General features: G+C 26.8%; 14 protein-coding genes and 1 tRNA gene. 11 read left to right on the top strand and 4 right to left on the bottom strand.

Annotation, left to right across the window (positions count from 1 at the left end; all coding sequences use genetic code 11):
• Positions 1 to 328 precede the first annotated feature (328 nt).
• Positions 329 to 410: transfer RNA gene (locus ACYUE0_RS13925), tRNA-Leu, on the bottom strand.
• 1,030 nt (positions 411 to 1,440) lie between these two features.
• On the opposite strand from ACYUE0_RS13925, the gene ACYUE0_RS13920 reads away from it, so the two are divergent.
• Positions 1,441 to 2,799, top strand: a complete 1,359-nt coding sequence (locus tag ACYUE0_RS13920) for an alanine/glycine:cation symporter family protein (RefSeq protein ID WP_460271052.1) — start codon at positions 1,441 to 1,443, stop codon at positions 2,797 to 2,799.
• A gap of 53 nt (positions 2,800 to 2,852) precedes the next feature.
• Here the strand turns inward: ACYUE0_RS13920 and glsA are convergent, their stop codons facing one another.
• Positions 2,853 to 3,767 (bottom strand): glutaminase A, encoded by a 915-nt coding sequence (glsA, locus tag ACYUE0_RS13915; protein ID WP_199869873.1) that lies wholly within the window; start codon positions 3,765 to 3,767, stop codon positions 2,853 to 2,855.
• Between the two features lie 756 nt (positions 3,768 to 4,523).
• Here glsA and ACYUE0_RS13910 point away from each other — a divergent pair.
• From ACYUE0_RS13910 to ACYUE0_RS13895, 4 genes are all read left to right on the top strand, one after another.
• Entirely contained in the window at positions 4,524 to 6,434 is a 1,911-nt protein-coding gene (locus ACYUE0_RS13910) for an ABC-F family ATP-binding cassette domain-containing protein (protein WP_460271051.1), read from the top strand.
• A 287-nt stretch (positions 6,435 to 6,721) separates the two neighbouring features.
• Positions 6,722 to 7,402 carry an HD domain-containing protein gene (locus ACYUE0_RS13905; protein WP_460271049.1) on the top strand — a complete coding sequence of 227 codons (681 nt, stop codon included), beginning with the start codon at positions 6,722 to 6,724 and terminating at the stop codon, positions 7,400 to 7,402.
• A gap of 142 nt (positions 7,403 to 7,544) precedes the next feature.
• Positions 7,545 to 8,903: an IS4 family transposase gene (locus ACYUE0_RS13900; RefSeq protein WP_460271047.1), complete on the top strand. Its 1,359-nt coding sequence runs from the start codon at positions 7,545 to 7,547 to the stop codon at positions 8,901 to 8,903.
• A gap of 353 nt (positions 8,904 to 9,256) precedes the next feature.
• Entirely contained in the window at positions 9,257 to 10,594 is a 1,338-nt protein-coding gene (locus ACYUE0_RS13895; protein WP_460271045.1) for an MATE family efflux transporter, read from the top strand.
• Between the two features lie 70 nt (positions 10,595 to 10,664).
• Here ACYUE0_RS13895 and ACYUE0_RS13890 read toward each other — a convergent pair whose 3' ends face one another.
• Entirely contained in the window at positions 10,665 to 11,654 is a 990-nt protein-coding gene (locus ACYUE0_RS13890) for a DUF4003 family protein (RefSeq protein WP_460271043.1), read from the bottom strand.
• A 188-nt stretch (positions 11,655 to 11,842) separates the two neighbouring features.
• Positions 11,843 to 14,320 carry a GxGYxYP domain-containing protein gene (locus ACYUE0_RS13885; protein WP_460271042.1) on the bottom strand — a complete coding sequence of 826 codons (2,478 nt, stop codon included), beginning with the start codon at positions 14,318 to 14,320 and terminating at the stop codon, positions 11,843 to 11,845.
• A gap of 327 nt (positions 14,321 to 14,647) precedes the next feature.
• Here ACYUE0_RS13885 and ACYUE0_RS13880 point away from each other — a divergent pair, with 327 nt between their 5' ends.
• The 6 genes from ACYUE0_RS13880 to ACYUE0_RS13855 all read left to right on the top strand — a co-directional run bounded on the left by ACYUE0_RS13880 (position 14,648) and on the right by ACYUE0_RS13855 (position 23,049).
• Positions 14,648 to 15,250, top strand: coding sequence for an MptD family putative ECF transporter S component (locus ACYUE0_RS13880; RefSeq protein WP_460271041.1), 603 nt, complete (start codon positions 14,648 to 14,650; stop codon positions 15,248 to 15,250).
• On the top strand, positions 15,250 to 15,945 hold the full coding sequence (locus ACYUE0_RS13875) for an energy-coupling factor transporter transmembrane component T (protein WP_061995095.1): 696 nt from the start codon (positions 15,250 to 15,252) through the stop codon (positions 15,943 to 15,945). Before ACYUE0_RS13880 ends, ACYUE0_RS13875 begins: the two co-directional genes overlap by 1 nt.
• A gap of 462 nt (positions 15,946 to 16,407) precedes the next feature.
• Positions 16,408 to 17,832, top strand: a complete 1,425-nt coding sequence (locus ACYUE0_RS13870; RefSeq protein ID WP_460271040.1) for an ABC transporter ATP-binding protein — start codon at positions 16,408 to 16,410, stop codon at positions 17,830 to 17,832.
• 35 nt (positions 17,833 to 17,867) lie between these two features.
• A complete protein-coding gene (locus ACYUE0_RS13865; RefSeq protein ID WP_460271038.1) occupies positions 17,868 to 19,679 on the top strand; it encodes an ABC transporter ATP-binding protein in 1,812 nt (603 codons plus the stop codon).
• Positions 19,679 to 21,415 (top strand): ABC transporter ATP-binding protein, encoded by a 1,737-nt coding sequence (locus ACYUE0_RS13860; protein ID WP_460271036.1) that lies wholly within the window; start codon positions 19,679 to 19,681, stop codon positions 21,413 to 21,415. Before ACYUE0_RS13865 ends, ACYUE0_RS13860 begins: the two co-directional genes overlap by 1 nt.
• 44 nt (positions 21,416 to 21,459) lie before the next feature.
• On the top strand, positions 21,460 to 23,049 hold the full coding sequence (locus tag ACYUE0_RS13855; RefSeq protein ID WP_460271035.1) for a (2,3-dihydroxybenzoyl)adenylate synthase: 1,590 nt from the start codon (positions 21,460 to 21,462) through the stop codon (positions 23,047 to 23,049).
• The last annotated feature ends 38 nt before the right edge of the window (positions 23,050 to 23,087 follow it).

Below are 23,087 nucleotides of genomic sequence, written 5' to 3'. Positions count from 1 at the left end.
CAGATTCAAGAACTTCTTTAACATAAGCAACTCTTTGTTCTTCTGAAAACTTTCTTTTAAAAACAACTTTTGACATATTGTAGCCCTCCTAATTTCATTAATATAATTGTAAATATCTAAATTAACTTTGTCCAATCCAATTAGGGGGGGCTATAGGCTGTTCACTATTCACTCTTAACTTTTAACTAAACTAATTTGTTAGTTATACATAAAATATTAATTTGAGTTTTCTCATTTGATGAATGAATAAGTTTAAAAGTTACATTGAAACCTTATATAATTATTTATAAACAAAACAAAAAACATGGTTTATAAAAAACCATGTTTTTGGTGCTAGTGACGAGAGTCGAACTCGTACGGTTTCCCGTTCGATTTTGAGTCGAATGCGTCTGCCATTCCGCCACACTAGCAAATTGCCAACTGACAATATTTATTTTAGCATGATATATATTAAAAATCAATAGTTTTTTATAAAAAAGTTCCAAATTTAACTAAAAGTAATAAAAAATAATTACATTATTAAAAAAAGCGAAAAAAAGAATTTAAATATATTAAAGATATAGGGAAACAAGCTCAAATTTAAATTTATTTAATAACTCTAAAACATTTTCATACAAGATGCAGTGTTGAGTCTTAAATGATTCAGAGAGTGTCTCACTATTTTAGGTATTCAAGTTTTAAAATGAATAAATTTAAGGGTAAACTTGGAGCTCTATAAGAAAGTAAATTTAAAATAATACTTATAGAGTATTAAAAAACTTATTAAATAAAAGTTAATACTATAATATATAAAATATATTATATTAATTGAATTAATTAATAAATAGTTAAATATGTATTAATAATAGAAATAAGGTATATTCTTAAGTGAAAAAGAATATTTTTAAAGTATATATAAGATTAGTTCAAAATACCATACAAATATAGTTAGTTAAGGACTAAAAATTATTGATGAAACTGAGCATCAGTTTATTAAAGTTAAAAATACGTTGAGAATTACTAGGATCAAAGTGAGTAGTAATAAACACAACTGTTCACTCTTAATTAAAATAATCTGTTAGTTATTGATAAAATATTAATTTGAGTTTTATCATTTGATAAATGAATAAGTTTAAAATTTAATTTTGGAACCCTATAGAGAAAATATATACATATATATTGAAGCAATTTATGATTATAAAAAATATAAAATTAAGCTTTAGAAAAAGAACAAATAAAAGGTATTTATTTGTAGTAACTAATAGTATTTACAAAATATAAAGCTCTAATATTAATTAGTTTAATTAATTACTTCTAATATTTATTTAAAATTAAGGTAATAAGAGGGTGGTAAAAGTTATATTAGAGATACAAAATTAATAGAATTTATTTTGTGCCTCTATGTAAGCAAATTTAAATTTAAATAGCAAAAATTTAATCAATACTATAGGAGGATTATTTATGGATGGATTACTTAATGCTATTACCAATTTAAATGAGGTGCTTTGGAGTAGTGTTTTATTAGTGCTGCTATTAGGTACAGGAATATTTTTTACAATTAGGTTAAAGTTTGTTCAGGTTCGAAAGTTTGGTGAAGGTTTTAAAAGAGTTTTTGGTGGTATAAATTTAAGAGGAAAAAAAGCAGGAAAAGATGGGATGAGCTCTTTCCAAGCTGTAGCGACAGCAATTGCTGCACAAGTAGGAACAGGAAATCTTGCCGGAGCTGCTACAGCAATTGCTGCTGGTGGACCTGGTGCTATCTTTTGGATGTGGGTAAGTGCATTTTTAGGAATGTCTACAATATATGCAGAAGCTGTTCTAGCTCAATTATTTAAAACTAGAGTTGAAGGCGAAGTTACAGGAGGACCAGCTTATTATATTAAAAATGGTATCAAAAATAAAAAAATTGGTGGATTTTTATCTGTATTTTTTGCTATATCATGTACATTAGCATTAGGATTTATGGGGAATGCAGTTCAAGCAAATTCCATATCAGATGCTTTTAATAACTCCTTTGGAGTTTCTCCACTAATAGTAGGTATAATAGTTGCAATTATAGGTGGTTTTGTATTTTTCGGAGGTATGGGACGTATAGCATCTGTAACAGAAAAAGTTGTTCCATTTATGGCTGGAATGTATATACTTGTTGGGGTAATAGTAATTGCTATGAATGGAAGTGAATTAATTCCAGCATTTAAAGCTATTTTTGTAGGGGCTTTTAATCCACAAGCTGTAGTTGGTGGTGCAATAGGTATAACTATAAGACAGGCTGTAAGATATGGTGTCTCAAGAGGATTATTTTCTAATGAAGCAGGAATGGGTTCAACTCCACATGCTCATGCAGTTGCAAATGTTAAACATCCAAGTGAGCAAGGATCTGTTGCTATAGTTAGTGTATTTATAGACACATTTGTAATTCTTACATTAACAGCATTAGTTATAATAACAAGCGGAGCATTAAATGAAGGAAACTTGACAGGTATACAATTAACACAAAGAGCTTTTGAACTAACATTAGGTGGTTTTGGTGATGTTTTTGTAGCAATATGTTTATTATTCTTTGCATTTTCAACAATAATTGGATGGTATTTCTTTGGAGAAAATAACATAAAATTTTTATTTGGAAAAAAAGGATTAACTCCTTATAGAATTTTAGTGATGATAGTAGTTGTTGTTGGATCCACACTAAAAGTTGATTTAGTGTGGCAGTTAGCAGATACTTTTAATGGATTAATGGTCATTCCTAATTTAATAGCATTATTAGTATTAAGTAGGTTAGTTGTTAAAGCTACAAAAGATTACGATGAATTAAAAAAATAGAAATAGAAAGGAAACGTTAATTTTAACGTTTCCTTTTTTATCTTAATCTTATATTAGAATATACTTAAATCTAATTCGTTAGAAAGGTATTCTAAAACTTTTAATCCACCACAACTATTTCCTTTAGAATCTAGAGCAGGTCCAACTAAACCAATGCCCATTCTTCTAGGAACAGCAGCCATTATACCACCGCCAACTCCGCTCTTAGAAGGGATTCCAATATGTACAGCGAATTTACCAGATGCATCATACATTCCGCAAGTAACCATTATAGTTTTTATCATTCTACATATATCTCTAGATATAATTCTTTCGCCGCTTATAAGTACGCCATCATTAGCAAGCATAGCACCTATTCTAGCTAAGTCTCTGCAAGTAACTTCCATAGAACATGCTTTGAAGTAAACATCAAGAATCTCTTCAACTTCGCCTTCTATTATACCGTTACCTTTCATGTAATAAGCAAGTGCTCTGTTTCTATCTCCAGTAGCTTTTTCACTTCTATAAACATCTTCATTTAGCTCAATAGTATCATTTTCACAAATTTTTCTTGTGAAATTAAGAATAGTGTTAATTTTATCTTCAGGACTTTCTCCGTTTAATAAAGAAGTAACAGCTATAGCTCCTGCATTTATCATTGGGTTTAAAGGCTTTTTCTGGGGGCTGGTTTCAAGATTTGTTATAGAGTTGAACGCAAGTTCTGTAGGCTCCATACCAACCTTAGAAAAAACATATTCTGATCCGTTTTGTAATATTGCAACCATTAAGGTTATAACCTTAGATATACTTTGAATAGTAAAACTAGTATCATAGTCTCCTGAATAGTACTCTTTCCCATCTAATGTAGTGATGCATATTCCTAAAACATTTGGATCAGCCTTTGCAAGTTCAGGAATGTAATCTGCTACAGCACCTTTTTGAGTCCAATCTCTACTTTTTTCAATAATATTATCTAAAATTCTTTTCATAAGTCCACTCCTTTATAATCTCAATGTTTTGTTGTTAAAGTCTTTTTCAACTATCATTATATAATCATATCATCTATATATGAATTATATTATGCAAAAAGACTTTGAATTTGAAAAACTAAAAACAATATTTGTATAATATTAAAATAAATACAAAGCAAAACATTCAGCAAAAACTTAATTGTTATATCAGTTTTAATATAAAAAGTATTAAGACAATTTTGAATATGTAAGTACAATTAAGAATTTATGAATTAGAATTGCTATAAAAAATAAAAAATAAATAATAATAAAATTTTCTTGTGAAATAAAATAATAATCAAATTATTAACAAAATACTATACATTGAGTATATATGCTTTTTAAGTGAAAATCAATTACTAAAATTAAATTATATTAAAAAAATGTTATTAATATATAAATTTAGTAACTTTATATAGAAAAAATATGTAAAATGTGGTAAAAAACATTGATTACATAATAATATATGTTAAAAATATAACTTTACATGTATTTAAAGGTAAACTAGCAGAAAAATTTAATATAGTATATAATTTATTTAAGTATTATATGGATATAAGCTCAAATTTAAATTTGTTCAATAATTTAAAGATATTTTTATGTGATAATGAAGTATTGACTTTTAGATACTTAAAAGCTTGTATCACTCTTTTAGGCATCCAAGTATTAAAATAAATCATTTTAAAAGTCAACTTGGAGCCCTATAGATAAATTGAAGCAAGAGGATGGTAATAAATGAATTTAATAACTTTAGATAATATAACTAAAAGCTATAGTGATAAAATTTTGCTAAATGATATAAAATTAACGATTTCCAATGAAGATAAAATTGGAATTATAGGAGTAAATGGTGCTGGTAAATCAACTCTTTTGAAAATTGTTGCTGGAATAGAAAATTATGAAAATGGAACTATGGTAAAAATGAATGGGTTAAGAGTAGAATATTTAGCTCAAGAAGTGTTTTACGATGATGAAGATAACGTTCTAGATTTGGTATTTAAAGGGTCTTCAGAAGTTATGAAGGTTTTAAGAGAATATGAAGAGACATTGTATAATCTAGAGAAGGATAGTGCTAATACTAAATTTCAAAATAAGTTAACAGCATTACAAAGTAAAATGGATGCTTTAAATGGATGGCAAGTAGAAAGCGATGCTAAAAGAACTTTAACGAAACTTGGAGTAAACAATTTTAATGAAAAAGTGAAAAATTTATCCGGTGGTCAGAGGAAAAGAATAGCATTAGCTAGTAGTTTAATCGCACAATGTGATCTTTTGATATTAGATGAACCTACAAATCATATGGACAATGAGGCCATTGAATGGCTTGAAAATGAGTTAAAAGTAAGAAAATGTGCATTACTTATGATTACTCATGATAGATATTTTCTAGATAGAGTTGCAAATAAAATTTTTGAAATAGAAAAAGGTAATTTATATACATATGATGGAAACTATTCTGTTTTTGTGGAAAAAAGAATAGAACGTATGGAAATGCAAGAAAGTCTTGAAAGAAAAAGACAAAATTTATATAGAAGAGAGCTTGAATGGGTAAAAAGAGGTGCAAAGGCAAGAAGTACTAAACAAAAGGCAAGACTTGATAGATTTGAAGAAATCAAAAATGGAAAAATTGATACAAGTAGTGAAAAAGTTAATATAAGTACTGGCAGTAGCAGACTTGGTAAAAAAATAATAGAAGCTGAAAATATAAATAAAAAATTTGATGATAAACTTATAATAAAAGAGTTTAATTATATAGCTACTAAAGAAGATAGAGTTGGAATAATAGGTAATAATGGAATAGGAAAGTCTACTCTTTTAAATATTTTAAGTGATAAATTAAAACCAGATAGTGGAGTAATTACCTTTGGAGAAACAGTAAAACTTGGATATTTTTCACAAGAAAATGAAGAGATGGATTATGCTTTAAAAGCTATAGATTATATAAAAGAAAGTGCAGAGTTTATAACAACTAACGATGGAAGTAAAATATCTGCATCTCAAATGCTTGAAAGATTTTTATTTGAAGGACCAAGTCAGTATACCCCTATAAATAAACTTTCTGGTGGAGAGAGACGAAGATTATATCTACTTAAAATACTTATGGAGAGCCCTAATGTATTATTTTTAGATGAGCCTACCAATGATTTAGACATTGATACTTTGGCAATACTTGAGCAATATTTAGAGGAGTTTAATGGGACCGTAATAACTGTATCCCACGATAGATACTTTTTAAATAGGGTAGCTAACAAAATACTTTCTTTTAGAGGAAATGGTGAAATTTTAGAAATTACAGGAAACTATAGTGATTATAAAGATTATGAAGAAGCGTTCTTAAAAGAAGAAGCGGATAAAAAAGAGTTTAAAGAAAAAACTGAATATAAAAATAGAAAAAAAGATAAACCACTAAAGTTCTCATTTAAGGAACAAAAAGAATATGAAGAAATAGATGATAATATTGTATCAAAAGAAGAGGAAATAGAAAATATAGAAAAAGAAATAGCTAAAAATGGAAGCGACTTTGTGAAATTACAAGAGCTATTAAAAACTCAAGAAGCATTAAAAGGTGAACTGGATCATTTAATGGAAAGATGGGTATACCTAAATGAGCTTGCAGATAGAATAGAAGAGCAGAAGAATAGTTAAAATAATGCCATTTAAAGATAGTTTTTAATACTACTTTAAATGGCTTATTTAGTTTAAGTGGTTATATTTAATAAAAATTTAAACTTTTGATATTAAACTGACAAGGTTAAAATATAAAATTGTTTTAAGCAATAAATAAGTTTAAATTTATTCATCAAATCTTTGTTATAAGTTAAAAAAGCAAGTATAAATATAGTTAATTAAAAAATTAGAAATTAACAGTAACTGTTAACTATTCACTCTTAATTCTTAACTAGAAAAATCTTATATATACTGGAGGTATAATCTTGAGAAAAAAATTGATAATTATTCTGTGTGGTATATCTATAATCAGTTTAATTAGCGGAAGTTTTATATATGTAAAAAATAAAAATCATTCTAAAAGTATAGCTACTAATACAATAAATGAAAATGATAGCAATATTACATATAATGAAGAGGATATATTAAAAAAAATAAAAGAAATAAATAAATCATTAGGTGGAGAAGATGCTGAAGAGCTAGTAGAGCATAGCAAAAAAGTAAAAGAAATATCATTAATACTTTTTGATGAGTTAGGAATGGATGAAAAATATAAAGATATAGTTGGGATTTCAGCATTACTTCATGATATTCAAAAGCATACTGGTGATGAACATAATAAAATTGGTGCAGAATATTTGGAGGAAAATATCGATGAATTTTTAAATTGTGATGATAAAGCCAAAGAACTTATAATATTGGCAGTAAGATGGCATAAAGGATCTAAATATACAAAAGAGATAAAAGATGAAAATTATTTGAAAGTTGTTGAAATTGTAAGGGCAGCAGATAAAATAGCAAAACTATTTAAAGATAATAATAGTACTTTAGATGAAAATAAATTAGAAGCAGAATCAAAAATAGATGAACTACAAAATAGTGATATAAAAGAAGCTTCATATAAGCTTATAGATGAGTATTACAATGAGCTTAACAATCAATCTTAAAAATTAGATTTGTGTAGGGAAACAAGCATGTGCGTAAAGCTAAGCCATATTTTTCATGTTTTTCATAACTTTTTTAGTTATAAAAACAAATAAAAAAGCCACTCCTAATAGTATGTTAACCTAAAGAAAGGAGTGACTTTATATGAAATTCATTAATAGTATTAGTAAAATTTCAAAAAATATAAGTGTTTTTTCTGAAAAAAGATTAAATAAAATTGCTGAAGAAGTAGGCTTTATTCAAAGACGTAGCAAAATAGATGGAAATATGTTTTTTAAACTATTTACTTTTGGTGCATTTAGTGTTGATAATCTTTCTTTAAGAAGCTTATCCGATTTCTACGAAAGAATTGATTCAAGTAAAGAAATAACTAGACAAGGATTGGAGAATAGACTTGAAAAAGGTAGTGAATTTTTAGAGAAAGTTTTTAAAAACACTATAGAAGAAAAATATCTTAAAATTCAAAAGATGAATAATATACGTAGTTTACAACTTTTTTCAGATATTAAAATTTGTGATAGCTCAATTATACCAGTGAATGATGAATTAAAATTAATTTGGAAAGGCTATGGAAATAGTGTGCCGAAGGCTGCTTTAAAACTTCAAACATTATATAGTTTTAAATATAATTCTATTGAAAATGTAGAATTGAGATGTGCTTGTGAAAATGATGCTGTTTATATGAATGATTTAACAGAACAAATTAATGAAAATGAGCTTTTATTAGTTGATTTAGGATATTTTGATAAGAAATATTTTAATCAAATATTAAATAAAGGTGCACATTTTTTAAGTAAAGCAAAGTTAAATACTATTTTTTATAAAGAAAATTTAATTACAAATAAATTAGAAAAATTTGATTTAGAAGGCTTTTTAAAAAAATCTATAAATAATCAAATTGATTTATACCTTTATACTAAGTCAAAAGATAATGAATTCTTTGAGTTTAGGATCATTGGTGAAAAATTACCTGAAGAACTTTATAAAGAAAAATTAAGACGTACCAATCAAGGTAGAACATTAAGTAAAAAAGAAAAAGAAACATTAAAATGGACCATAATGCTTACAAGTGTTGATAAAGAATTTGCTACTGTAGAATTTTTAATGCAAACTTATAGAATCCGTTGGCAAATAGAAATCTTATTTAAATGTTGGAAATCTTTTGGTCATATTGAAAAGGTTAAATTAGCAAAAGAATACTATTTAAAATGTTTAATCTATGGAAGATTGATTATGTGTTTACTTATAAATTGTGCATATTCAAATATTAAATATATTTATAAAGTCTTCAAAAATAGAGATATAAGTATTATAATGTTCTATTCAACTATTGCTAATAATTTAAAAGATATATGTATTAATTTTTCAACTAGAAAGAATGACATTGAAGATATCTTACAAATATTGAACCGAGTAGCTAGAAAAAGTCTTAGAGAAAAAAGAAGAAGGAAAAATAGTGAGGAAATACTTTTCGATTATGCACTTCCCCCTACTTTGGAATAAATTAGCTTAGCTTTACGCACATGGGGAAACAAGCTCCAATTTAAATTTATTCAATAACCTTAAAATGTTTTTATACAAAATACAGTGTTGAATTCTAGGTGATTGGGAGCATGTCTCACTATTTTAGGTATCCAAGTTTTGGAGTGGATAAGTTTAAAAGTCAACTTGGAACACTATATATTAAAAATATAAATTTAAAAGTTTTTATTGACAATTATTTTTTTTATATGATATTATCAATAATGTCATCGGAGGATATATTTGTAATATATGCCGGATAAGATGGTTAACTATCGTTAACTGACTTATCCGGCTTTTTTAGTAATAATTAAATAATTGGGAGAAGGGGTAAAATGGAAAAAAACAATAAAATTTTAACAGAAGGCAACATTTATAAATCATTATTGATGTTTGCTATACCATTTTTAATTGCAAACTTTATACAAGCTTTATATGGAGCTGTTGATATGGCTATAGTAGGATGGTTCGGAAGTTCAGTAAGTATTTCAGCTGTTTCTATTGGAACGCAGGTTATGCAGATATTAACAAGTTTAATATCTGGATTAACTATGGGGGGAACCATATTAATAGCTCAATACTTTGGCGCGGAAAAGGAAAAAGATACAGTTGAAACAATAAGTACTATGCTAACATTATTTGTTGGTTTTGCAATTTTGTTTACTATAGTTATGATGTTTTTGACACCATCATTTTTAAAAATGTTAAGAACACCAGTAGAAGCATTTAGTGGAGCAAAAGAATATGTTCTAATTTGCTCAGCAGGAATAATATTTATTTTTGGGTATAATGGTATTAGTGCTATGTTAAGAGGAATAGGTGATTCAAAAAGTCCAATGATATTTATTGCAGTTGCTTGCATTACTAATATTGTTCTTGACTTGATTTTAGTTGGAATTTTCAAATTAGGACCAGCAGGAGCAGCAATAGCAACTATAGCTTCTCAAGGTTTAAGTATGATATTGGCTATTATTTATTTAAGTAAACAAAATTTTATATTTCAGTTTAAATTTAAAAACTTTAAAATACATAAGGATAAAGCATTAAAGCTTATAAAGCTAGGAATACCAGTATCGCTTCAAGAAACAATGGTTTCAGTATCTTTTTTAATTATAACAGCTATTATAAATACTTTAGGAGTAGTTCCAGCAGCAGCAGTGGGAATAGCCAGTAAATTTGATATGTTTGCAATGCTTCCAGCCATTGCATTTTCAGGTGCAATAACATCAATTACAGCACAAAATATTGGGGCTAATAAACCAGAACGTGCTAAAAAAGCTTTAAATGCTAGTATGTTACTTGCTTTTTTATGTTCCATAGTATTCTTTGCCTGGGCCCAAATAAATGCTCAGTCAATTATGCATATGTTTAAAGCAGATGCAGATGTAACTTTGGCAGGCGCACAATATATGAGAACATTTAGTATTGATTTCATGCTAGTTGCCTTTGGATTTTGTCAAAATGGTTTCTTAAATGGATGTGGAAAAACTAAGTTCACCATGATTAATGGAATTTTAGCATCAATTTTAATTCGTGTACCATTAGCGTATATATTAAGTGTTTATATACCAACTAGTTTGCTAGGAATAGGACTTGCAGCTCCAATAGCAACATTTATTTCTGTAACTATATCTTTTGTATATATAAAAAGTGGAAGATGGAATAAAATTTAAGTAAAAATAATAAAACCATTGAAAAATAATAATTCATTTTTCAATGGTTTATTAAATTTAACAGTTTAAACTAGTTACTAGCACTAGATGCTGCAGCGGCAGATGAAACAGCTGCCATTGTAGCTATTTCTATTGCAATAGCTACAGTTAATGCAACATTATTTGTAGTATTTATTAAATTTTCTTTGATAACTTCATCCATGGTGTCAATATACATTGAAGTTACTAAAGACGCAGAAATCATATTTCTAATCAATGCTCCCATAGAAATAGTCCCAAAACCTTTTTCCTTTTTTAATTCATTACTTGTAGTAACCATAGTTTTAGCAAAAGCATCAGTGTCATCTGTGACAAACGAGGCTATACCTAATAGTGGCAAAGAATAACTTTTTAAAGGAACGTTGTAGGTTTCAAGTTTTTCTTTAAGCTCAACAACTTTTTTACACTTATCTTCTGCTGGAAGATTTATAAAGCACAATACATGAGATAATGTTTGAAGGTTATTTCCGCTCCAAAGTCCATGTTTTTTAAGAATAGTATAACATTTTTCTATTTCATTAAAAGTTTCATCATAATTCTTAGAAGTTGTAGCAATCATAGCAGCACAAGCTATATCCTCATGACCAGTTAAAAATCTATGATTGTTTTTCATAAGATTATACACAGTTCTTGTATTTATTATAGCATCATGTGTATTAACTCTATCTTTTGCATCAAAAATAACTTGAGCTGCTAAAACGAGATATTGATTTGAAAAAAATTGTTCTTTTAATTTATTATATATATTTATAATTTCCTCTAAACTAGCCTCCATATTATCAGTAAGTGAAATATTTACAGCTAAAGTTAATAGATTATTTCCTCTAAAATTTGAAAATATAGACGTTTTACCTTTGATTAAGTCAATAGCCATATTAATTTTTTCAGCATCAACATTTTTATCTTTTAATGTTACATTTAAAGCATTGCATTTTTTAAAAAGACTCATTCCAAAAGTACCATGAACTTTATCTAAATCATGGCAATTATGTATCATTAAATTTAATTTATCACAAATCATATTGTCCCCCCCATAAAAGTAAGATAAATTTTAAAATTATCATGTTATTTTAATCATTTAGTAAGTAATAATATTATTACAAAAAATATTTTAACATAGAATTTAATGGTCAAAATTACAAAAAAATTACAAAATTAAAAAAATAACCCCTTAATTATAATATATAATTAATAATGAAATATTTTTAATTAGTGCGTAACATTCTTAGATATAAGTTCCATAAATATTTTAGGAGTTACTATTTCAACGTTAGGATTTTCTTTAAGCTTATCAACAGCATATTTAACATTACTTAAATCTTTACTCCAAGCATGAACATAAACAAAGGTATAACTATTAGCATCATGAATGTCTGTTTGACCTGATTTAACTCTATCATTTATATTCTTAATTAAAGTATCTTCATCCTCTAAGTTACTCCAAAGCAAATCCCTACAGGATACAATAGGTTTATTATTAGACCAATTAATCTTTCCATGATAGTTGTCATGTCTATGATAATCAAGATAAAATAATCCATCTATATTAGATTTAATAGTAAATTTATCCCAAAGTTCATTATTATAAAAAGATGAGTCGTCTATAATTGCAACATATTTTTCATCGGTCTTTTTCATATATTCATTTAATCTAGTAGTATATGATGTTAGAGCATTTGTATTAAATTTACTAGGATATATATATCCATTACCTGATGGAGAAACTATAAAATAATCATTATTAGTTCCATTAGAAGCAGTTTTATAATATAAATCAAATACAGTAGGAGACAAAAAAAATAATGATGGACTTAGAGACCAACCTAAATTAAATTCCCCTCTATATGGAGAGCCAAACCACTTTAAAGAACCATAATTACTTCCAAGGTTCCATTGTTGATTATCACCATCGGATATTATAAATGTTACATAATGAGCATTTTTTTTATTGGGAATATTTTGCGATGATTTTTGATTAACAGGTAATGAATCAAAGGCACTTAATACAGTTAAATTATAAGACCAATCTGCAGCAACCATACCTACACCATATTTTGATGTTGTACTTACATTTGTAAATTCATCAGGGCCCCAACCTAAACAAATAGAGTCTATTTCCATAGATGAAAATATTTTATCTCTAAGAGAAGTGTCACTTACACTATCTTCATAAAATATTAAGGATTTAGTCATTATAGCATAATCTCTTAAAGCAGTGTCTTTTTCAGGAGAAAGTTGAATTACTATTGAGTGATTTAAACCTTTATCCCATAAATTATCATAAGCCCAGTTCTTATCAGTATTTCTACAATCTCCTTTAATTCTTGTTATACCTTGAGATTTTACTTTATCTTGAAGTGTTTCATCAATAGCAATGCAATTATTTAATGATGCAAAAGAACATGCATTATTTATTGAAGGATTTTTTGTAGATGTAGTGTTATAAAGTACGTATCCATCAGTATAATCTTTAAATGTATTCAATAATTCCCAAGGGTCTGAAATGTTTTTACATATAATACCGTAATTATTTTTCAAATCATTTAGCCATATTTCATAATCAGGTTGGGAAGAGTTAAGTGTATATATCTGAGAAGAACATTTAGAATTAACTATTCCTTGAAGAGTAGATATCATTGTTCTTTCACTAGCAGTCATTGCATTTTGTGAAATGACATATAAAGTAGTTGGAGTTTTAGAATTTTTTATGTAGTAAGATTTAGAGGAAGAATTAGATAAAAAAGCAATAGGAAAAAAACTATTGCTTGTAGTTGTAGTTTTTTTCCAATCACTATATTTGATGTTAAAATTATCACCGTTTTCTTTACAGTATTTATAAAAGTTCTGCAAAAATGCAAGAGAATTCTTATCATAAAAAGGTTTAATTGGGGTGTCTTTTAAATTACCTAGTAATATTTGTCTTTTTATAATATCTTCAGCTGAGACGTCTTTATAGTTTTTAATCATATCATACATAACCATAAATGTTGTGGTTCGACCTACACCATGTTTGCAGTGAAAATGAAGCCATGTATTTTTCGGTTGTGACTTTACCGTTTCAATGAAGTAATCAACCATATCATCTGTAGGAAGATTATTATCAGTAACCGGAATACGGATATATGATAATGAGTTAGAAGTAACAAGTTTTTCTTCATTTTCAACAGTAGCTGGAACTACAGTGAAATTAGGATTGTTATAAACTTTTATAGGCACGCCTAACTTAATACTATCTAAATCATTTTTTTCTTTTTTAAGAACTTCATCTTTGGATAACCCTACATTAGCATTATTTTGAGCATTTGCCCAACTAACAGGAAAGTTATTTATGAATCCATGAGATTCTTGTCTTAAATCAATAACTGTTATTGGAAGCTTTGTATCTATATTTTTTATTAAAATAGGTAAATTATGTCCAGAAAATTGATGACTACCAGAGATGTTTAATTTATCTAGACCAGTAAGATTTAAATTAGCATTATTTTTTATACTTGAAATATCAGAAGTTTTACGGAAAGTTTCAGGAACTTCATTATAATGTGATGGGTTTGATACATCTAACACAAGATTCACAGTGTTTATTGGAGTATCATATGCTTTGATGTTTTGTGGCTTTATTAATATACCGTAGAACATACATAAAAATATTAATAAAAAAGAAATATGATTTTTAAGTTTTTTATTCAATTATTATCACCTCCATAAATTAGCATAAAATTTTATTATAAATTTATAGCTATATATATGATGTGCGTAATAAAAAATTTATATGTAAGCAGTTATATAATTTTAAAATATCACTAATGGTCAATGTTAATGCAGTATAGGACAAGAATGACTGATTGATATTGATTATCAATTACTGTAAATATATACTTGAAATTAATAGGAGGACATTACAATGTCTTAGAATTATAGAAAAACAAGAATACATAAAAAATTGTATAAGGAGATGGGAGTATGTAAAAAAAGTTAGTTTAAATAATAATTAAATTTAAAAGGAGGAGTTGTAGTATGTCTAACTTAAAAAATAATAAGTTACAAACAAAAGATTTAGTTACTATAGGTATTTTTACAGCAATATATTTTGTCATAACTATATTAGTTATGATTTTAGTTGCAATAGCACCTGTTATATGGTTACTATATCCTGGAATTTTAGCAGTTGTTTGTGGTGTTATATATATGTTATTAACAGCCAAAATTGAAAAAACTGGTCCAGTGTTTATTATGAGCACTATAACAGGAATTATATATTTAGTTACAGGAGAATGTACATGGGTGATATTAGCAACTTATGTAGTTACAGGATTAATTGCTGAGGTAATTCGTAGTTCTTTTGGATATAAAAGTTTTAAAGGTAATTTATTTGCTTATTGTGTATTTTCACTTGGAATGATTGGCTCACCACTACCATTGTGGTTATTTCATGATAGTTTTATTCAATCAATAATAGAGATGGGTATGGATCCATCTTATGTTGAAAAGATATCAACAATGGTTTCTGGATGGTCTTTTATAGGTATGATAATTGTAACTATAATTTGTGCAATAATAGGTGGATTTATTGGTAAATCAATGTTGAAAAAACATTTTCAAAAAGCAGGTATTGTTTAATGGAAAGTGTATCAAATGAAAGTTATTTGAATTTAGACCCGAGAACTAAGCTAGTATTATTGTTTATAACTAATATTATTATTTTTTCAACTACACAGGTATATATTGAGATAGCAGTGGTGTTGCTTCTTATGATGCTTATATCACTATGCGGATGTTTCAAGTCAATTTTAAAATTAGTAATAGTTTTTTTTTCACTAATATTAATTCAATTTTATGTAATACCAGTGTTACCAGCTATACTTGTAATGACTTTTAATGTCCTTGCAGTTTATGCAAGGAAAATACTTCCTTGTTTGATGATCGGGACACTTATAGTTAAGACTACGCCAGTAAGGCTAATTATGTTGTCTTTAAGAAAGTGGAAAGTTCCACAAAAAATTTTAATACCCTTAGCTATTACTATACGGTATTTTCCTTCTATTAAAGAAGAATATTCATACATTAAAGACGCAATGAAGTTAAGAGGAATAAAAGGTATTGTAAAAAAGGTTGAGTGTGTATATGTTCCATTATTAATATCTGCAACACATACTGCAGAAGAATTAAGTGAAGCTGCAATAACAAGGGGCATTGAAAATCCTGTACCTAAAACTAGTGTAATAAATATTAAATTTCATTTTCAAGATTATTTTTCTTTGGTTGTAGGGGTAATTTGCATGATAATTGCATTTACTGTGAAAATTCAAATATAAAAGTAAAATTTATGTTTTTAAAATATATAGAGAAACAAGCTCCAATTTAAATTTATACATCAAATTTTTGTTATCAGTTGAGAAAATAAGTACAAATATAGTTATTATGAATTTAGGATGAAAGTGGCAATCACTTTCTGAAAATGATTTTAAAAAATCTATCAATATAATTTGCTTTGCAAACTTATAAAAAGGTACGTTGAGAATTACTAGGAATGAAATGATTAGTAATAACCACAACTGTTAACTATTCACTCTTAACTTTTAACTAAAATAATCTTTTAGTTATTGATAAAATATTAATTTAAATTTTCTCATTTGATAAATGAATAAGTTTAAAATTTAATTTGGAATCCTATAGTGGTTAGCTGAAAATAATTAATTTTATAATTAAGAGTATATTATTTTAATCTAATACTTTCAGCTTTCCATTTTTATAAAATTAATATTGGAGGTAAAAATGTGATAAATATTGATAATGTATTCTTTGCTTATCCAACAGAGAAAAATCACAATATAAAAAATATAGATATAAAAATTAATCATGGAGAATGTGTTTTATTATGTGGTAAAAGTGGATGTGGTAAAACCACAGTAACAAAACTTGTAAATGGATTAATACCACATTTTATAGATGGAGATTTAAAAGGAAATGTTCATGTTAATAATATGAATGTAAAAGAGACAGAAATGTATAAATTGTCTTTAAAAATTGGTTCAGTATTTCAAAATCCTAAATCACAATTCTTTAATATTGATTCTAATAGTGAACTTGCTTTTGGACTTGAAAATCAAGGGTTGGAGCCTAAATATATGCGAGATAGAATTAATAAGGTAGTTAAAGAACTTAATATAAAAAAACTTTTAAAAAGAAATATTTTTAAAATGTCTGGAGGTGAAAAACAAATACTCGCATTTTCTTCTGTTCATGCAATGAATCCAGATATATATGTTCTAGATGAACCATCTGCTAATTTAGATGCTAATAAAATAAAGTTATTAAAAGAATTACTTATAAAAATTAAAAACCAAGGAAAAACAATATTAATAACTGAGCATAGAATTTATTATCTAGCTGATATTATTGACAAAATTGTGTTTATAGATGATGGAGAGATAAAAAGTCAACTAACAAGAGAAGAATTTTTAAATTTAGAAGATAGCACTCGTAGAAATATGGGATTACGAACATTAAAGATACCTGAAATTGAAGAAAAATTCCATATTGTAGAAGATAAAAAATCACATGAAGCAGAACTTGTTATAGAAAATCTTTCATGTAATTATGGGAAAAAAGAAGTTTTTAAAGATATATCATTTTCTGCATCTGCAGGAGATATTATAGGTATTCTTGGAGAAAATGGTGCAGGTAAGACAACTTTAATGAGATGTTTAGCAGGGCTTATAAAAGAAAAAAGTGGAAATATATTTATTGATGGAGAAAAATTAAATTATAAGCAAAGACTAGATTATCATTATATGATTATGCAAGATGTAACCCATCAGCTTTTTGCCGAAAGTGTAATTGAAGAATTTACTTTAACAAATGAAAATATACCAAAAGAAAAAATATTATCTATATTAGAGGAATTTAATCTTGATAAATTTAAGGGTAAACATCCAATGTCATTGTCAGGAGGTCAAAAACAAAGACTTGCAATAGCAGTTGGAGCATTAGCTAATAAAAGAATACTAATATTTGATGAACCTACAAGTGGACTAGATTATATACATATGTATAAGGTAAGTAATATTATAAAAAAACTTAGTAAAGAAAATCATATTATATTTATTGTTACACATGATAAAGAACTTTTTGAAATAACTTGCAATAAAGGTTTGAAGTTGGAAAATGGCAGAAAAGTAAAAGAATTTTTAGTAAAATAAAACTCATTTATTGTTTTAGAAAGGAAGTAAAAAAATTGGAGGTTAAAAAAAAAGAAGGATTAGCAAGACTCTTTGAAATTGCCAGTGAAAAAAAGAAGTTTCTTATTATATCTGGAGTGGTATCAGTTATAAGTGCATTTTTTTTATTATTCCCCTATCTAATGGTGTATAAAATTATGGAGGAACTTTTAAAAAATGTTTCTAGTATATCAAATATAAATGGAAGTGGTTTAATGAATTGGGCTATTTATGGAAATATAGCAATGTTTATAGGATATATTTTGTTGTATATAGGTGCAATGATAGCTCACATAGTTGCTTATAACATTATATATAAGATAAGGATAAAACTTTCAGAACATATGGGTAAGCTTCCAATGGGATATTTTAATAAAAATTCTATTGGAAAGATAAAAAGTATAATAGAATCTGATGTGGAAAAAATAGAACTTTTTATTGCACATCAACTTCCAGATTTAGTTAGTACTGTTGTAATGATTATAATAATTTTTATATCTATGTTATATTTAAATTTTTGGTATGGAGTAGCTTCTATCATACCAATAGTTGTGGGATATTCTTTGCAATACTCTATGTTATGTGGAGAGAAAGCAAAAGCTGGGTTAAAAGAATATTTTGATGCATTAGAAAATATTAATACATCAGCTATACAGTACGTCAGAGGAATGCCATCTATAAAAATATTTGGACAAACTATTCACTCCTTTCGTGAATTTTATAATGATATGATTGCATATCGTAATTTTAGTATACAATATGCAAAAAATTATGAGAAAAGTTATGTTTTGTTTAATACAATTATTGCGTCTTTATTTACATTTATAGTTCCAGTTGGACTGTTATTTATAAGCAAAGAACCAAGTAATGTAGCATTATCAATAACATTTATTTTCTTTCTTATTCTATCAATGGGCATTTCTTCACCAATTTTAAAATTAAATGCATTAGCTACAACAGTAAATAGAATATCAGAGGGACTAAATAGAATAGATAGAATTATGGAAGAAGAACCTATTAAAATTTTAGAAGATGTTAAAATACCATCTAAATTTGATATAAAATTTAATGATGTATCCTTTGCATATAATGAAGATGGACAAGAGGTTTTAAAAAAAATTAAATTTACTGCATGTCAAGGAGAAATTACTGCTTTAGTAGGTCCATCAGGATCAGGAAAATCTACTATAGCTCAATTAATACCTAGATTTTGGGATGTGAATAATGGAAGCATAACTATTGGAGATATAGATATAAAAAGTATTGAAAATAAAAAACTTATGGATATTATATCCTTTGTTTTTCAAGAAAATTTTTTATTAACAGATACAATTTTTAATAACATTTTAATTGGTAGTCCAAATGCACAAAAAAAGGAGGTTATTGATGCTGCAAAAGCTGCAAGATGCCATGAATTTATAAAAGCCCTTCCTAATGGATATGACACTTATGTAGGAAATAAAGGTACGTATTTATCAGGTGGGGAAAAACAAAGAATATCTGTAGCAAGAGCTATATTAAAAAATGCACCAATTTTAATATTAGATGAAGCAACAGCATTTGCAGACCCGGAAAATGAATATGAAATGCAATTAGCTTTGCAAAAACTTATAAAAAATAAAACTGTATTAGTTATAGCTCATAGATTAACTACAATTGTAGATGCAAATAAAATAATTGTTATAGAAAATGGGGAAATATCAGAGCTAGGGACTCATGATAGTCTTATAGCTAATAATGGTTTATATAAGAAAATGTGGGAAGCGTATAATGCATCTTTAAATTGGAAAGTTGATAGTAGGTTTATTAAGGAGGTAAAAAAAGAGTAATGAAATTTTTATATACCATTACTGCAGGAAATCCTAAGAATATGATTAAACCTGTTTTGTGGGAAGTAGCTACTGAAATAATCAATATGATTCCTTTTGCTTGTATAACAATAATTATAAACATAATATATGAGTATCATGCTAAGGAAATACAAGAATTGAATTTTAATATACTTTGGATAGCCTTTTCTATAATGATAATATTTTTTTTAATAGTGTTTATCTGTAAAAGAAAATCATATAGAGCTATTGTAAGTTCTGCATATAAGACTTCAACACAAGGACGTATAAAAATTGCTGAGCATTTAAGAAAACTTCCTCTTGGATTTTTAATGAGTAAGGATTCAGCAGAATTAGGAAGTATGATAATGAATGATATTACTTTAATAGAGGAAGCATCAAGTGATATATTGCCACAACTTATAGGTGGCATAATTGTACCAATAATTGCTTTAGTTGGAATGGCATTTATTGATTGGAGATTATCTTTATCAATGTTTTTAGGATTTCCAATATCAATTCTTATAATAGTAGCTATTTCAAACTTTCAACGTAACTTAGCGACAAAACATTCTATGGCAAAACTTGAACAATCCAATTGTATTGAAGAGTATCTTGCTGGAATAAAAGTTATTAAAGCCTATAATTTAACTGGTAAAAATTTTTCCAAATTAAATCAAGCTTTTTATAATTTTATGAAAATGAGTATTAAACAAGAAGGACTAGTAGGCCCATTTTTCTTAGTAGCAGTTTCCTTCATTAAATCTGGTTTATCTTTTATTTCAATTTCTGGTGTTTATTTAATTTTAAATAAAAGTTTAACTATACCAATTTTTGCCCTGTTTTTATTGGTTGGAACTCGTATTTTTGATCCATTGTCAGCTGCTATTACAAAACTTCCAGAGCTTAAATATGACATGATTGCAGGTGAACGTATTATTCATTTGCTAAATCAGCCTAAGATGACAGGAGAAGGTAGTCCTAATAATAAGCACAATATAAAATTTAACAATGTTACATTTGGTTATAAAAAAAATATGGTTTTAAATAATATTAATACTGAAATAAAAGAAGGAGAATTAACTGCTATAGTTGGTCCATCTGGAAGTGGAAAAAGTACAATGCTTAGACTTATAGCAAGATTTTATGACCCTAATGATGGAATGATTACTTTGGGAAATAAAAATTTATGTGAAATAAATTCGGAAAAATTAATGAAAAAAATTTCCATGGTATTTCAAGATGTATATTTGTTTGAAGACACAATAGGAAATAATATTCGTTACGGAAAAAGTAATGCAACTCAGCAAGAAATAGAAGAGGCAGCAAAAAAAGCTTGTTGCCATGATTTTATAGTTAAACTTCCAAAGGGATATAATACTATAGTTGGAGAAGGGGGTTCTACTTTATCAGGTGGAGAAAAACAACGTATTTCAATAGCACGTGCTATTTTAAAGGATGCACCACTAGTTTTACTTGATGAGGCAACATCATCCCTTGATCCAGAGAATGAATTAGATGTTCAAAGGGCTATTAATGAATTGGTGAAAAATAGAACTATAATTATGATTGCTCATAAGTTAAGAACTGTAGTTAACGCAGATAAAATCATTGTTATAGATAATGGAAAAATAGTTGAAGAAGGTAATCATGAATATCTTATAAAAAAACAAGGTCTTTATTTTAAATTATGGAATTTACAAATGAAAACAAGAGGATGGAAAATAACTTCATAATAAATCCTTATAAAAATATATATCATTTTTCAGGAGGATAAAATATGATTAAAAATTACGGATTATGTGAAAAAAGAGAAGATAGTAAACAAATTTTTTTAGAAGAACTAACACTTTATGACCATCTAGAATTGGCTATAAAAAGGTACAAAAGTAAAATTGCACTTGTAGAGAAAAGTAGAAAATTAACTTATATAGAGCTTTATAAAGAGATAAGTAAGGCTTCAGGAGGATTTTTAAGACTTGGAATAAAAAATGGTGATAAAGTATTGATTCAACTTCCTAATTGCATAAATTTTGTTATAATTTCGTTTGCTTTGTTTAAAATAGGTGCTTTACCAATTTTTGTTTTGACTAGTTATAGAGAAAATGAAATTGATGAAATTATTAAAAAAACTAAACCTAGTGCAATGGTTATTAATGATAGTTATTTAGGATTTAATTATAAAAACATGGCAATTAACCTAAAGAAAAAACATAAAAGTATAAATTGGATAATAAACGTGGATAAAGATGATGAAAATCCATGTATAAAAGATTTTAAAGAATCAAATATAAAATATGAAAAGCCATTATATAATGATACTGCTTTTTTAATTTTATCTGGTGGAACAACCAGTCTTCCTAAAATAATTCCAATAACACATAGTGCTTGTGCTTATTATGCAAAGGAGTGTGCAATAAATTCTAAAGTAAATGAAAAAAGCACATATTTAGCTATTTTGCCAATAGCACATAAATTTGCACTAAGTATGCCTGGAGTTATTGGAACATTAATATTAGGTGGAAAAGTTGTAATGTGTGAATCGGGAAGTTGTGAAGAGGTTTTTCCAATAATTGAAAATGAAAAAGTAACAATAACATCATTAGTACCATCTTTAATAAATTTATGGCTCGAAGTTTTAGAGTGGGACAAAAAGCATGATATATCAAGTTTAAAAGTTCTACAAGTGGGAGGAGCTATGTTAAGTAGTAATACTGCAAAAGAGATAGTAAATAATATGCAGTGTAAGCTTCAGCAAGTGTATGGAACTTCAGAAGGAGTTATATGTTTTACAGATTTAGATGATGATTATAACGTTTTATATAATAGTCAAGGTAAGCCTATTTCTAGATTTGATGAAATAAAAATTATTGATGAAAATAGCAATATTATATCAAATGGAGAGTATGGCGAACTTTTAGTAAAAGGACCATACACTATAAAAAGTTATTATGAAAAAGACGTAAGTAAGGATAATTATTTTACTGAGGATGGTTTTTATCGCACTGGAGATAAGGCAAGAATAGTATTTAATAATAAAATACAAATAGTAGGACGTCTTAAAGAACAAATTAATAGAGCAGGAGAAAAAATAATGCCCTCTGAGATAGAAAATTTATTATGTAAACATAATAATATTAAAAGTTCTGCTGTAATAGCTATTGAAGATGAAGTGTTAGGTGAACGAAGTTGTGCATTTATAATTTCAGATAATGTAAATTTAAAAAAGGCTGATATTACAAAATTTTTTATAGATATGGGAGTTGCTTCAAATAAAATACCAGATCAAATGGAATTTGTAGACTATTTTCCACTTACAGGGGTTGGAAAAATTAATAAAAAAGAGCTTAAAAAATGGATTTTAAAATAGATTAATTTAATGAATTTATAAGAAAAATAAATATATAA

The sequence above is a fragment of the Clostridium sp. CTA-19 genome, assembly GCF_054767855.1.
This window is presented reverse-complemented; position numbering and strand designations above follow the sequence as displayed.